The following is a 12,783-nucleotide window of genomic DNA, read 5'->3' on the forward strand; positions in this document are numbered from 1 at the left end:
CGAGCCGGCGTCCCAGTCAGTCCACCCAGCAACGGGCCCGTCCACGGCGCCCGAGCACCCGTCGAGCACCCTGGAGACATCTCGGCCGCCCGAGGAATGCCGCTGGGCCGGATTCCATGCCGATCGACGCCTCCCGTTGGGCGGCCGGATACCTGCCTTGGATGACGGGGGGCGGCTCAAGCCCCGGAGTTCGGCGTTCAACCCATTGATCAGTCCACGCGGCATCGATCCGGAAGCTGGCACGCCGGGCAAACACCGGACACGGGCGGCATCCCATCGGGCACAGCCGCGAGGGGGTCCCGCATGGCATCCGACGGAGTGACGAGCACTTCGACGGGTCCCGCGAAGACCGTGACAGCGCCGGTCGTGTCGTCGTGGCGGACCGCCGCGGTGGCAGTCTCGGCGTGGAGGGTCACGGTCACACGTACCGCCGCCGCTCGGGCCGTGATGACCGGACCGGCCGCCGTCGCTACCGCTACCGGGCGGCCCGGGCTGGGGCCGGGAGCGGGTGATGTCCAGCTACCTTCTGGTCTCGGTTTCTCCGGACTTACTTCAGGGTCTTGGGCGTGTCCCTGAATGATGAAGAACCCCAGGTCGGCGTTGGTCGTCTTGCCCAGGAATTCCTGCAACGCCGTGCGGTATGGCTCAAATGGCCACCGATGCTTCCCACGTTCGAGCCTGCCGATGTAGCGGGCGTCCACGGCGCTGCGGCATCCCGTGTGAGCGTGGGCATAGGCGTTGACCGCGTCGGCCAACTCCTGCCGGGACATCGGCCGCCCCGACCCCGACGGAGACCGCAACGCCAGCCGCGCTGCGCGAAGCAAGTGGTTAGGCCCCGGTTGATAGGCCACGAAGTTCTCTCCCGGTTCAATTCGTCTGCCGCCTAGATGGCATCCCGCAGGAGGTGGTACGCGGTGACGCGGACGAGGGCCTCTCGGGTGGTGCGGCAGTAGCGGGTCTCGCGGGGTGGTGAAGGTGCGGTGCTCGAAGTAGCGGTTGCCGGCAGAGGCGGGCAGCCGACGGACCGGGCGCCACCGGTCTTCCTTCGATAAGGGGCTATGCGCCAAGGGCGAGCCCGTAGGGTCGATCGCGTGGCCGAGACGCAGACCGAACCTGACATCTCCTACATCGCCAGCGTGACGCGGGTCCGTGCGGCGGCCGGCGTGATCCTCCGCGACCAAGCCGGTCGGGTGCTGGTGGTCCACCCGACGTACAAAGACGTATGGGAAGTTCCCGGCGGAACGGTGGAGCCGGACGAGTCTCCGGCGGACGCCTGCACGCGCGAGATCCGGGAAGAGTTGGGCCTCTCGGTGCCTGTAGGAGCGCTGCTGTGCGTCGACTGGGTGCCGGCGAGGCCGCCATGGGACGGCGGGCTCATGTTCGTGTTCGACGGCGGGGTGGTGACAGCGGACCAGATTGCAACGATGCGGCTGTGTCCGGAGGAGCTCGACCGATTCGAGTTCGTCGAGCCGGAGCGCTTGGGCGAGGTGCTGATCCCTAGATTGGCTCGGCGGGTTGTCGCGGCGCTCGCCGCGATCGGGCGTGGCGGTGTCTACCTTGAGGATGGAGTCGCGACCTCAAATAGATAGTCGGGCTGAGCGTGTGGACGACGCGGTGTGCGTAGCAGGTCAGGCGTGGCGGAGCTATCGGTTGCCGACGAGGTCAGGATGGCCTCGACGGCGTCGATGGTCGCGGTGGCCTGCCGCACGACCTCTCCGCCGAGGACGGCATCACGGAGGACTTCGTGCTCGCTCAGCAAGCCCTGTCGTCAGAACTCCTCGCGGGTGATGTCGGCGCCGAGGGCGGTGAACCGGCTGGTCAGGTCCGCGTGGCCTCGGTCGATCACGGTGCCGTTGCCGATGACGGTTTCGCCGTCGGCGACAAGTCCTGCCAGTACGAGCCCGATGCCGGTCCGCAGGTCTCGGGCGATGACCTCGGCACCGCGCAGTGGCTTGCCACCGCGTACCACGGCCTTCTCGCCGTCGACGGTGAGGTCCGCGCCGAGCTTGGTCAGCTCACCAGCGAGGGCGTATCGGGCGTCGTGGATGCGCTCACGGAACTAGCTTGTTCCGGGCGTTTGGGTGGCGAGGGCCATCAGCGGGGGCTGCAGATCGGTGGCGAACCCGGGGTGGGTGTCGGTGATGACGTTGATGGGGTGCAGTTGACCGGGTCGGGTGACGTTGGTGACTGCCCCGGCGGTGCCGAGTTCGATGCCCATCTGGTGGAGCTTGTGCGCGGCGACTCCGAAGTGATCCAGCACGGTGCCACCGACGAGGTTGATCGCGCCACCGGTGATGGCAGCCGCGATGGCCAGCACGCCGGCGTCCATGCGGTCCGGCATGATCGTGTATTCGACCGCGTTGAGTTCGCCGACCCCGTTGACGACGATGCGGCCGGTTCCCGCGCCGCTGATCTGGGCGCCCATGGCCGTGAGCATCGCGACTACGTCGAGGACTTCGGGTTCCAGCGCGGCGTTCTCGATGACAGTCCGGCCGGGCGTCAGGGCCGCGGCCATGATGAGGGTCTCGGTGCCGGTGTGCGAGGGCGTGTCGAGGTAAAGGTCGGCGCCGCGCAGGTTGCCGGCCTTAATGCTGATTGTGGTGCCGTGTTCCTCGATGTGCCCGCCGAGGCGGGCGAGTCCTCGGTAGTGGAAGTCAAGCCCTCGGGTGCCGAGGGCGCAGCCGCCGGCACCCTCGAAGATCACCTCGCCTCGGCGGTGCAGCACCGGGGCGAGGAACAACACGCTGCCCCGGAACAGGCGGGTGAGATCGGCTGGCAGCCGTGAGCTGGTGATCTCGGTGGCGTCGATGACGAGCAGTCGATCGCTCGGGTGGTACTCGACCTGAGCGCCGAGAAGTCGGGCGAGGTCGACGGCGAGCTGGACGTCGGTGATCGCGGGGACGTTGCGCAGCACCGTCTGACCACGTCGGGCGAGCAACGCGGCACCGATCATGGGAAGGGCCGCGTTCTTGGCCCCCTGAACGACGACGGTGCCGTTGAGAGGCCCGGCGGGGCGGACACGATAGCGAACTTCGGTCATGTGACGTTCCTTCAGCAGAGGTTTGGGGTGGTTGAGCAAGCGCGTGCGGGACAGTCGCCGGGTGGTCGGCGGTCACGTAGCCAGGGACAAGCCGGTCGGTCCTCGGCGGTACTGCTGTCCGCAGGTGGGGCAGATGAGGTTGTCGTCGAGGCGGTGGCCGCATCTGCAGGCCCAGCCGAGTTGCCGGGCTGGATTGCCCATGACGAGTCCGTGGTCCGGCACATCGTGTCCTACGACGGAGCCGATGCCGACCATGGCGTACTGGCCGATGGTGACGCCTGGGGCGATGACCGCGTTGGCGCCGATGGTGGCGCCGTAGCGGATCGTCACCGGTTCCCGCCGCCAGTCGTCGCGGCCTTTCAGGTTGCCGGCGGGGTTGATGGCTCGGGGTGCCGGGTCCTCCAGCAGGTAGACGCCGGGGGCGAGCATCGCACCGTCTTCGATGGTGGCTCCGAACACCCCGCATCCGTCCTGGATCTTGACCCGGTTGCCGATGACCGCTGCCGAGGCCACATGAACGCCCTTGCCGAGTACGCAGTCCTCGCCGATCCGGACGTCCCCGTCGACCTGCGCGTGGTGCCAGATCCTGGTTCGTGCGCCGACGTGAGCTGCGTCGGCGACCTCGGCTGACTCGACGATGAAGGGCGCGTCCGACGTGCGCTCGGCTGTCGGTGCTGGCGTCTTGGTCATGCCGAACGCTCCGCAGGTCTCAGCAGCCGTTCCAGGTCGTCCAGGGTCCGGACGCTGATCAGCTCGTCGTCGGATAGGGGACGACCGGTTCGTCCCTCCAGCAGCACCGCGAGCGTGAGCCGGTCGAGCGAGTCCAGACCGAGTTCGGACAGCCGCGTAGAGGCGGTAATGGTGTTGATGGGCCAGCCGCTGATCTCTGCGAGGACCTGTTGGGCCACGGTCTGTTGACCCAGAGCGTGCATGCTCATCGGATCCGCCCGGCGGCGTCGAGCAGCAGCGGCAGGCACTCGGCCATGGGCGCACGCTGCCAGAGTCTGCGGACGGCGACCGCCCTGGTCGAGGTGCCGGCGGCGAGTTCGTGCAACGCCGCCTCGATGAACCGCTCCAGCATCTCGTGTGTGCCCGGCGGGAGGTTGCCACCCGGTTGACACAACATGTCCACCAGGCCGCGGGCCGCGCCGCCGATGAGGTCGTCGAGTGCCGGTAGATGCATCGCACGCCGAGGGCTGTAGGGATGGGCGGAGGTCGAACCGGGAGCGGTGATCCCATCGGCGATGATGGCAGCGGCGTGCGGGGCCAGCAGCACCCCGCACCGATAGGTGCCGGTCGCGAGGTGGACCATCGGGTGTCCGGTGCGGCCGAACAGCGGCAGATGATCGAGAGTGACCGGCCAGTGCCCGACCCGGACCTCTACCAGCCCGGCCTCGCAAATGGTGGTGTTGAGTTCGGCGCTCGCATCGTGGATCAAGGTGGCGATCTCGTCCAGGGTGGCGGGCTGGCCATAGTCGGGCTCGGTGGAGAGCCGGTTCGTCGCGCCCAGGTAGATGGTGCCGTCGCCGCGCGGGACCATGTGGCTGCCGCAGGCAAAGCCCCGGTTCGGGGTTCGCACGGCAGCGGGCAACGAGAACGGGACGCGGGCAAGCAGCGACACGCCTCGCCCGGACCGCAGCGGAGGGGCGTCGACCTGCTCGGAAAGCGCAGGGGCGAGCAGACCCGTCGTCCCGGCACCGGCAGCGAGGACCAGATGAGCGGCCAGGACATTGCTGCCGTCAGCCCCGGCGACGATAAGATGCTCGCCGCGCTCCTTGACGGTGGTGACGGTGGTGTTGAGCCACCGGCAGCGGGGACTGGCCTTCAGCACCGTGGCCAGCGCCTCGACCAGGAGCACCGGGTCTACGCTCGCCTCGTCCGGCAGCCATAGTGCTTCGTGTGCTCGCACCTGCGGTGCCAGCCCCGGAACGGCGGTCGGCGACGCGAACTCGGCGCGGCACCCGTGGCCCTCGGCGGCCTTCGCGATGGCCCGGAGGTTCGCGGCGTCATCCGGCCCGTAGCCGTTGCCGATCACCCAAACGCCCGGGACAAGCCTTACCGTCTGCTTGCTGGCCGTACCGACGCGGTCCAGCCAGGCTTCGTACCCGGTCCGGGCGGCCAACCGTTCGCCAACTTCGACGCTGACACACTCGGGATCGTGGCTTGCCTCGACCTCGCTGAAGACGGTGAGCATCGCGCCGGCGGCCCGGGACGCCTGCCCTGCGTGGTCGCCGGTCCGAGGTCCGACCACGGTGACGTCCAGGTCCCGGCTGAGCAACTCGAACGCGGTGGCGAGCCCGAGCAGGCCGGAGCCGGCCACCGCGACGTCTGTCACGAACTGGTTCATGTCACTCACCTGTTCCATCCAGGGGATCGATGCGGGTGGCGGCGAGGGTGTGCACCTCGAACCGGAGACCACGGAACGCTGCCCGTTCGGCCGCCCGGAGTGGGTACAGCCGCGACAGCAGCACGTCGCGGTGGGTCGCGTAGCGACGCATGGGGATGTCCAGTTCGCAGACCTGCACGGTGCGGCAGTCGTATCCGTTGCGCCGCAGCGTCTGACGGGTGCGGGGGATGTCGGTCAGGGACGAATGCGTGAGCAGCAGCGTCCCGCCCGGGGCGAGCAGCTCGTCGAGGCGGGCGAGTAGGACGTTGTACAACGCCCGTCCGTCGCTGCCGCCGACCAAGGCTGTCTCGATGCCGTCGTCAGCGGCGTAGACCGTATCGTGCGGGAAGTGCGGCGGGTTGCAGACCACCAGGTCCCACGGTTCGGCGACTGCCAAGTTGGCGAGGTCCCCGACGATCGTGGTCACCTGGTCCGGCTGGATGCCGTTGCGGACCGCGTTGTCGCGGGTCACGTCCGCGCATGCCGGGTTGACGTCCAGCGCGGTCACATGTGCCGCGCCCGCCAAGGCTAGCGCCACCGTGTGCAGGCCGGAACCGCACCCGATGTCCAAGGCGCGGGCGCCCGCCACGGGCAGGTCAGGGTCGGTGTTAAGCGCGCTCAGTAGCGTGAGCCCCACGTCGGTCGGAAAGAGGACCGGCCCGTCGTCCGGCGTCTCGATCCGGGCCCGCTGGCCTCGCACCTCGACCTCCGCCGACAGCACGCCGCTGCGGGCCGGCGTCACCTGGCACAGCGTGTTCGCCGCGCCTGCCGGGATTCTCAACCGGAGCGTCTGCGGCGGCGCATTGATGACGTCAGTGCTGGTCATGAAGGTTCCTCCTCATCGGGAGAAGTCCTGGTGGCGACCCGGTAGGAGCGAACGTGCCGGGCGGGCCAGCCGAGGAATCGGTCAAAGACATCGGCGATGCCGCCGGTGTCGCTGGGATGGAGCTGGTGCAGATCGTCGATCGCGTCATGCAGGCACCCGGCCAGGTAGAGAAACAGGCTCAGCGGGCTGTCCTGGTACTCCGCCAGAAGGGCGAGCTTCGCCGCGCCACAGGGCCACCGTTGGCCGCATCGCCGGCACAACCACAGCGGACGTAACGGCAGATGTTCCTGCCCGGACGGCGCCGCGCGATCCGTTCGGACGCGCCGCTGATCCCGGTCGCCGGTCATCGCCGACCACCGTCCCGGACCTGCCGCTCGAACAGCTGACGCCAGGCATGCGTCAACAACGGCGGGTCAGCCGGCCGCGTGATTGTCCGTTGCCAGGAACCCTCCGTGATGAGCATCTGCCGCCAGGACAGGTCAGCCTTCGCGTGACGCGAGACGTAAATCGTCATGCCGGCCTCCCCCAGCAGCAGCCAGATGAGCGGTGGGCTCGCCGGAACAAGGACGAGCCCACCGCCGCACCTCGGCGGGCGGGAGCAGACCGCCGTTCACCCGCCCGCGCAGCCCCGATGGCGGTACGCAGGTGGGGAAGACACAGGGACGGAAGGATCCGGGGTGGTCCGACTCGGCCGCCCACGCCGTGCTTCGGTGCGCCGATCATCGATCCCTCCATCCACAGCGCTCGGTCAGAACCCCCGACACCGACATCGACACACGCAGGTGATCTGAGGCGAACTGAACGTAGCGGCGGCCTGGCCGAGAAACCGGGAAAATCCGTACCGGGTCCGGCGGTCATCGAAGGGCAAGGTGGACGGTGTGCGAGGAATGACAGACGACATGACGATCGGCCAGCGCGTCGCCTTCTACCGGCGGCGGCGCGGACTCTCCCAAGAGGTGCTGGCCGGCCTGGTCGGAAAGACACAGGAATGGCTGCGCAAGGTCGAGACGAACCGGGCCGACCTGGACCGCCTCTCGGTCATCCGCGCGATCGCCAAAGCCCTCGACGTGTCCCTCGGGGACCTGATCGGCGCACCGAGCCTGTTCGAGTGGTCCGACGACTCAGGTCGCGAAACCATCCCCGCGTTACGCGCCGCGCTCCACGACTACCGGCATCTCGCGCCCACGCTGGCCAGTCCGGCCGCCGTCGAGGCCCCCGCCCTGCGTGAGATCGAGAACGACGTCGCCGAGATCTGGACCGCCTACCAGCACTCGCGGTACGGCACCCTCGCCCGCCGGCTCCCCTACCTCATCCACGACTGCCTCACCGCCACCGAGGCGTACGACGGCGACGATGGCGAGCGCGCACACGCGATGACCGCCTACGCACACCAGCTCGCCGCGCTGTTCCTCACCAAGCTCGGCGAAGGCGATCTCGCCTGGACCGCAGCCAGCCGAGGACTTACCGCCGCCAACAGCAGTCAGGACCACGTCGTCATCGGCTCACTCAGCCGTTCCGCCGCGCACTCCCTGGTCTCGATCGGCGAATTCGCGCAGGCCCGTGGCCTCGCCGCCACCGCGGCGCAGTTCCTCGAACCACGGCTGACCAGGCCCACAGCGCAACTGTTGTCGGTCTACGGCAGTCTGCACCTGGTCTGCGCGCTCGCCGCTGCCCGGGACGACGACCGCGCATCCGCGGGCACTCATATTGCCGAGGCCGACGCCGCAGCCAGCCGGCTCGGCGCCGACGGCAATCACGTGTGGACCGCCTTCGGGCCCACCAACGTGTCGATCCACAAGACAACCGTGGCGATGGAACTCGGCGACGTGCAACGCGCCATCGCCATCGGCACGCCCCTCGATACCGGTTCGATGCCCATCGAGCGGCAGGTCCGCCACGCCATCGAGACCGCGCGAGCGCTAGCCCGCTGGAACCGCATCGACGACGCCCTCGGCGCACTCTTGGAAGCCGAGGTAATCGGCCCGGACCAGGTGCGCTACCACCGGCTGTCCCGCGACCTCGTCCGGGACATCCTCACCCGCCCCCGACCGCCCCGACTCGCCGTGGAACTCAGCGAGCGGATGGGCGTCCGGTCGGGACGACCCCGCTGGTAGCCGTGGTCAGATCAGCCGGCTCGTGTAGCCGGCCGCCACCAGGCGCTCGAAGGCAGCCCGTACCTCGTCCGGCATTTCCTGCGGGATCGCGAAACCGCGCTCGGCATATACCTCGATCCGCTGCGTGTCCCCGACCAGCATGTCCACCACTCGCCGCGGGTCACCGATGCTGCGCACGTAGTCGTCTAGTTCCAACGGATTCGACGCGCACACCACGTCGACCTCCGGCCACATCAGCTTGCAGGTCGCGTACGCCCGGCGCTGCTGGTACGGCCGCGACATGATCAGCACCGACCGGACCGTGATCTGCCACTCGGCGAGGAGGGCACGCGAGAACTCCAGGTTCTCGGCGGTGTTCGTCGCCCGTGGCTCCACGAGAATCGACTCCGCCGGCACGCCCTGCTCGACCGCGTACTCGCGGTAGTGCACCGCCTCGCCGCGCGGGAACCGCTCCACCGTCGTCGGCGCGTTCGCGCCGGTGAACACGATCCACGGGAACAGGCCCTGGTGGAACAGCCGCGTCGCGATCACCGCGACACCCAGGTCATGGCTGCCCAGCCCGATCCCCACGTCACACGGACGCAACTCGTGGTGCATGTCGTGGTAGCGCCACAGCGTCTCCACGTCTGCCCGAATCTCGCCGGGGATCGACTCCGCCGGCGCTGCCGTATGCCGGTGCATCAGCGCCTACCGGGCAGGACCGTCACCGGGTCCCCTCGTCGGGCCTTCCGAGGGCCGCCAGGCCCGCCCTCGCCACCTCCAGCGGAACGACCGCGGCTACCGGCTCGTCCCGCTCGCTCAGGTAGACGACCTGGCCCTCCCGCACACTCCGCAGAAGTTCCGGCAGCACCGCCGACACCGCGAGGTCGTCAGGGGTGGCATAGGTGCGGTCCGCGCTCGGTTCCCTCATGCCCTCAGCGTAGGGGCGACCAGGCAGTAGGACGAAGCCGACTCCACGCGAACGCCCGGTCCCACCCGCATCTTCGAACCATGATCAGCGCCGATCCAACCGGAACCACGTTCGGTTAGGCCGCCATGGGCATCACGTCTACCGTGGCCGAAACGGTCCAACGGCTCCCGAGCACCCACCGAGCGACCACCCACCAAAGACGTACGCGAAAAGGGCCCAAATCCGGTGTGAACCACCAGGTCGGGGCCTTGCTCGTTGGTGCGCCGCCAGGGACTCGAACCCCGAACCCGCGGATTAAGAGTCCGCTGCTCTGCCAGTTGAGCTAGCGGCGCTCATCGGCAACGGGACGAGACGTTAGCAGTCCCCGCGCCGGCCCACGACGGCAGGGGCGGCCTCATCGCACCACGAGCGTGACCTGGCCGGTCGCGGTCCCGGACGGGTCGACGAGCAGCGCGTACTCTCCGGTCGCCGGCAGCACTGTCGGCACGATGTCGCCGGTGCCGTTGATCACGCAGCCGGTGGCGATCGTGCTGCCGTCGGGGGCGCGCAGCGCCAGCACGCCGCACTGGTCGGGCAGCGTCGCGGCGGTCGCGGTCACCGCCACCGACGTGCCGGCGGCGGCGGTGAACCGGTAGCTGCTGACCGCGCCGGGCCGGTCGATGTCGGCGACCACCGGCGGCCCGCCGACCGTGAGGGGACCGTCCCGGTCCCGGCCGGTGACCAGACGCAGCGTGACGGTGCCGGTGCCGCGTTCCACCGGGTCGACGAGCACGGTGTACGTGCCGTCGGCGGGCAGGAGCGTACCGTCGACCTCGCCGACGCCGTTGACCACGCAGCCACTGTTCAGCAACTGTCCGTCCGCGTCCCGCAGTTCCAGTGGGGAGCACTGGTCGGTGAGCGTGCTGGCGGTCACCTCGACGAAGACCCGGTCCCCCTGGTGGCCGGTGAACCGGTAGCGCGCCCGGGCGCCTGGTTGCTCGATCGTCGCGGTCGTCGTCGGGCCGTTCGGCGCGAGGGTGCCCTCGCTGTCCCGGGCCACGTAGACGCGGACGGCGGCGCGACCGGTGTCACCGGGGGCGGCGGCGACACGCAGCGCGTATGTGCCGGTGGCGGTGAGGTCGACGCGGTCGACGTAGCCGGCGCCCCTGATGTTGCAGCCGCTCGCGATGTCCCGGCCGCCCGGGTCGACGAGCAGGTACGGCGAGCAGCGGTCGCCGATGCCGGGCGCGGTGACGTCGACGAAGACGGCGTCACCGGCGCGGCCGGCGAAGGTCAGCGGGTCACCGCCGGGGGTCAGGCTGGCGGTGGCGACAGGTACGGCGGTGATCGGCGTGCCGGCCGGCGGGGCGACCCGTTCGGTGGTGGCGCCGGCCACGGCGAATTCGGGACGCCCGCTGACGGCGACGTCGAAGACGCACTCGGCGAGCGGGCCGGGCGCGGTGACGCCGGCCCACCGGCACATCCGCTCCGCCGTGGCGCGCCGGGCCGGATCGAGGTCGGCGGCGGTCACCTCCCGCTCGGGGAAGCTCCGGTCGGTGAACGTGCCGGTGTTCTCCCCGTCGGCGTAGGGGAACAGCGAGCGGTCCGCGGTGATCCGCCAACTGTCCGCGTACGCCGGGTAGAGCCGGGCGAAGGGCACGGGCTGGGTGAGGGGCGGTCCGGCGGCGGGCGCGATGTCGTCGGCCGGGTCGCCGTCGAAGTCGCCGAGCAGGCCGCGTACCTTCCCGGCCCGGCCGTCGGCGAGGTGGACCAGCACCCGGTAGCCGTAGCGGCCGATCTGGTCCACCGCCGCCGCGGACCCGTCCGGCCACGTCACGTCGTACCCGTCGTCGGGTCCGGTGTCGGAGGGGCGGCGGGTGAGGCTGCCGCCGCCGGCCAGGTCGGTGCGGTCCGGCGGCGCGGCCAGCGGCGTCCCGTCGACGTGTACGCGGGTGGCGCCGCCGGTGAGGGTGAGCGCGACGCGGTGGGCGCCGAGCCGGAACGCCACCGCGGAGTTGACCGAGGCGGTGCGGGTGCCGGCCATCGGCGCCTGCCGGACCTGCACCTCAAGCGGGTCGCCGCCGGTGGACGCGACGAGCGTGAACTCGCCGACGGCCTGGAAGTCGTAGGCGACCCGGTCGAAGGTGACCAGGTGTGGGTCGCCGTTGCTGCCACCGCAGTCGGCTCCGTTCTCGCAGAGCTTCACCGGCCCCTTCGGCGGCGGCGTCTTCTTCGCCGGCTTCTTGCACTCGTCGAGGCTCTTCGGCAGCGTCTTTTCCTTGTACTGCTTGCGCGGCGACAGGCCCTTCGCGGCCCGGTAGCGGTTCTCCGCGAGCGTCGCCTTCACCTCCGCCGTGGGGATCCCGGTGCTCCCGCACTCGCCCGCCGGGACCGCGTCGCGGGAGATGTCGTCGGCGTGGTTCAGCTCGTGGTAGAGCGCGGCGCACGGGTCCCGGGCCACCCCGTCGTCGTACGGGTCGGTGGAGGTCGGGTTCCAGGTGACCGTGGACGAGCCCTTGCCGTCGGCGCTGTCCGGGGTCTCGAACGCGCCCGAGCCGCCCGGGGTGGGGATGATCCGCACCTTCGGGCTCTTCCTGTCCTTCAGCCGGGGCAGCACGCCGGACGGGTCCCCGCCCGGCTCGGCGAATCCTTTCAGGCAGCCGTCGACCGCGGCCTGAAAGTCGACGCCCTTGATCGGCACGCCCCCGGTCGGGTCGACCGTGTAGTCGGCCCGGGCCGGCCGGGATCCGCCGCCGACAAGCGCGCCGGCGGCGACCAGCAGCAGGGCCACGGCGGCGGCGGTCGGCCGCCGCCGGCGCGTCCACAGCACGACCACGAGCGCGGCCAGGAGCAGCAGCAGCGCCCCGGCGGCGGGCCAGAGCCAGCGGCGACCGGACGCACCGCGGTCGCTGACGGTGAACGTGGCGGTCCGCAGCTCCGTGGCGCCCGGGCAGAGGTTCGCGACGCCGGTGACCGGCAGGGTCACGTAGCCGGCCGTGACCTCGTACCGTCCGGAGGCGCCGACCGGCCAGAGCGAGTCCAGGCCGCCGCCGTCTCCGGTGGCGGCCACCGAACGGAGCACGACGTCGCCGGGCGCGTCGCCGTCGTGCAGCCGGACGCCGGTCAGTGCCACGGTCGCGGTCGCGCCGGGTCCGACGGTGGCCAGGCCCGCGGTGGCGACGGCGGCGATCCCGTCGTCGTGGAAGCTGCGGGCGAGCACCGGCGTGAGGTCGCGCCCGTCCCGGCGTACCCCGGTGATCTGGGCGGTGCCGACGGCGCTGGTGGGCAGCGCGCACGCCGACCCGGTGGAGTTGGTGACGGTGAGGTCCAGGCGGACCTGGTCGCCGGCGCGGTAGTCCGCCTGGGCCGGTCGCAGGGCCAGGCCGAGGCCGCCGTCGTCGGCGGCGGCGCTCGCCGTCCCGAACGCCAGGGCCGCCAGCGGTACGGCGAGCCCGGTCGCGAATCGCACCGTCCACGTCATGGTGGGGACTGTAGGGGCGCGGGGCCGCCGATCCCGGTGCTCTGTCG

At 70.6% G+C, this 12,783-nt stretch carries 11 protein-coding genes, 1 tRNA gene and 1 pseudogene; 2 read left to right on the forward strand and 11 right to left on the reverse strand.

What is annotated here, in order from left to right; translation table 11 throughout:
- Positions 1 to 1,091 precede the first annotated feature (1,091 nt).
- Positions 1,092 to 1,589, forward strand: a complete 498-nt coding sequence (locus O7602_RS22520) for an NUDIX hydrolase (protein ID WP_281584606.1) — start codon at positions 1,092 to 1,094, stop codon at positions 1,587 to 1,589.
- A 179-nt stretch (positions 1,590 to 1,768) separates the two neighbouring features.
- On the opposite strand, the pseudogene murA reads toward O7602_RS22520, so the two are convergent.
- The 7 genes and pseudogenes from murA to amcA form a co-directional block, all read right to left on the reverse strand.
- Positions 1,769 to 3,040, reverse strand: a pseudogene (murA, locus tag O7602_RS22525) (UDP-N-acetylglucosamine 1-carboxyvinyltransferase).
- Between the two features lie 72 nt (positions 3,041 to 3,112).
- Positions 3,113 to 3,730 carry an acyltransferase gene (locus O7602_RS22530; RefSeq protein ID WP_281584607.1) on the reverse strand — a complete coding sequence of 206 codons (618 nt, stop codon included), beginning with the start codon at positions 3,728 to 3,730 and terminating at the stop codon, positions 3,113 to 3,115.
- Positions 3,727 to 3,978 (reverse strand): acyl carrier protein, encoded by a 252-nt coding sequence (locus O7602_RS22535; RefSeq protein WP_281584608.1) that lies wholly within the window; start codon positions 3,976 to 3,978, stop codon positions 3,727 to 3,729. The genes O7602_RS22530 and O7602_RS22535 overlap by 4 nt, the downstream gene beginning before the upstream one ends.
- Positions 3,975 to 5,387: an FAD-dependent oxidoreductase gene (locus tag O7602_RS22540; RefSeq protein ID WP_281584609.1), complete on the reverse strand. Its 1,413-nt coding sequence runs from the start codon at positions 5,385 to 5,387 to the stop codon at positions 3,975 to 3,977. The genes O7602_RS22535 and O7602_RS22540 overlap by 4 nt, the downstream gene beginning before the upstream one ends.
- 1 nt (position 5,388) lies before the next feature.
- On the reverse strand, positions 5,389 to 6,252 hold the full coding sequence (locus O7602_RS22545; protein WP_281584610.1) for a methyltransferase domain-containing protein: 864 nt from the start codon (positions 6,250 to 6,252) through the stop codon (positions 5,389 to 5,391).
- A complete protein-coding gene (locus tag O7602_RS22550; protein ID WP_281584611.1) occupies positions 6,249 to 6,599 on the reverse strand; it encodes a hypothetical protein in 351 nt (116 codons plus the stop codon). The genes O7602_RS22545 and O7602_RS22550 overlap by 4 nt, the downstream gene beginning before the upstream one ends.
- The gene (gene amcA / locus O7602_RS31045) at positions 6,596 to 6,766 is read right to left on the reverse strand and encodes a multiple cyclophane-containing RiPP AmcA (RefSeq protein WP_348651295.1); all 171 of its coding nucleotides are present in this window, start codon (positions 6,764 to 6,766) and stop codon (positions 6,596 to 6,598) included. Before amcA ends, O7602_RS22550 begins: the two co-directional genes overlap by 4 nt.
- A 373-nt stretch (positions 6,767 to 7,139) precedes the next feature.
- Between amcA and O7602_RS22555 the strand changes: the two genes are divergently transcribed.
- Positions 7,140 to 8,366 (forward strand): helix-turn-helix transcriptional regulator, encoded by a 1,227-nt coding sequence (locus O7602_RS22555; RefSeq protein ID WP_348651340.1) that lies wholly within the window; start codon positions 7,140 to 7,142, stop codon positions 8,364 to 8,366.
- Between the two features lie 6 nt (positions 8,367 to 8,372).
- On the opposite strand, the gene O7602_RS22560 is transcribed toward O7602_RS22555, so the two are convergent.
- The 4 genes from O7602_RS22560 to O7602_RS22575 form a co-directional block, all read right to left on the reverse strand.
- Positions 8,373 to 9,047: a YdcF family protein gene (locus O7602_RS22560; protein WP_281584613.1), complete on the reverse strand. Its 675-nt coding sequence runs from the start codon at positions 9,045 to 9,047 to the stop codon at positions 8,373 to 8,375.
- 22 nt (positions 9,048 to 9,069) lie between these two features.
- Positions 9,070 to 9,276: a hypothetical protein gene (locus O7602_RS22565; RefSeq protein WP_281584614.1), complete on the reverse strand. Its 207-nt coding sequence runs from the start codon at positions 9,274 to 9,276 to the stop codon at positions 9,070 to 9,072.
- A 256-nt stretch (positions 9,277 to 9,532) separates the two neighbouring features.
- Positions 9,533 to 9,608: transfer RNA gene (locus O7602_RS22570), tRNA-Lys, on the reverse strand.
- 62 nt (positions 9,609 to 9,670) lie between these two features.
- Positions 9,671 to 12,736 (reverse strand): VWD domain-containing protein, encoded by a 3,066-nt coding sequence (locus O7602_RS22575; protein ID WP_281584615.1) that lies wholly within the window; start codon positions 12,734 to 12,736, stop codon positions 9,671 to 9,673.
- Positions 12,737 to 12,783: the final 47 nt, after the last annotated feature.

It is taken from the genome of Micromonospora sp. WMMD1128, from assembly GCF_027497235.1.
Lineage (GTDB): Bacteria > Actinomycetota > Actinomycetes > Mycobacteriales > Micromonosporaceae > Micromonospora.

Bases quoted from the DNA above. Each gene is read 5' to 3' on its own strand.
- O7602_RS22550 (WP_281584611.1), bottom strand. From the start codon at position 6,599: ATGACCGGCGACCGGGATCAGCGGCGCGTCCGAACGGATCGCGCGGCG.
- O7602_RS22540 (WP_281584609.1), bottom strand. From the start codon at position 5,387: ATGAACCAGTTCGTGACAGACGTCGCGGTGGCCGGCTCCGGCCTGCTC.
- O7602_RS22555 (WP_348651340.1), top strand. From the start codon at position 7,140: ATGACAGACGACATGACGATCGGCCAGCGCGTCGCCTTCTACCGGCGG.
- O7602_RS22560 (WP_281584613.1), bottom strand. From the start codon at position 9,047: ATGCACCGGCATACGGCAGCGCCGGCGGAGTCGATCCCCGGCGAGATT.
- amcA (WP_348651295.1), bottom strand. From the start codon at position 6,766: ATGACGATTTACGTCTCGCGTCACGCGAAGGCTGACCTGTCCTGGCGG.
- O7602_RS22535 (WP_281584608.1), bottom strand. From the start codon at position 3,978: ATGAGCATGCACGCTCTGGGTCAACAGACCGTGGCCCAACAGGTCCTC.
- O7602_RS22575 (WP_281584615.1), bottom strand. From the start codon at position 12,736: ATGACGTGGACGGTGCGATTCGCGACCGGGCTCGCCGTACCGCTGGCG.
- O7602_RS22565 (WP_281584614.1), bottom strand. From the start codon at position 9,276: ATGAGGGAACCGAGCGCGGACCGCACCTATGCCACCCCTGACGACCTC.
- O7602_RS22530 (WP_281584607.1), bottom strand. From the start codon at position 3,730: ATGACCAAGACGCCAGCACCGACAGCCGAGCGCACGTCGGACGCGCCC.
- O7602_RS22545 (WP_281584610.1), bottom strand. From the start codon at position 6,252: ATGACCAGCACTGACGTCATCAATGCGCCGCCGCAGACGCTCCGGTTG.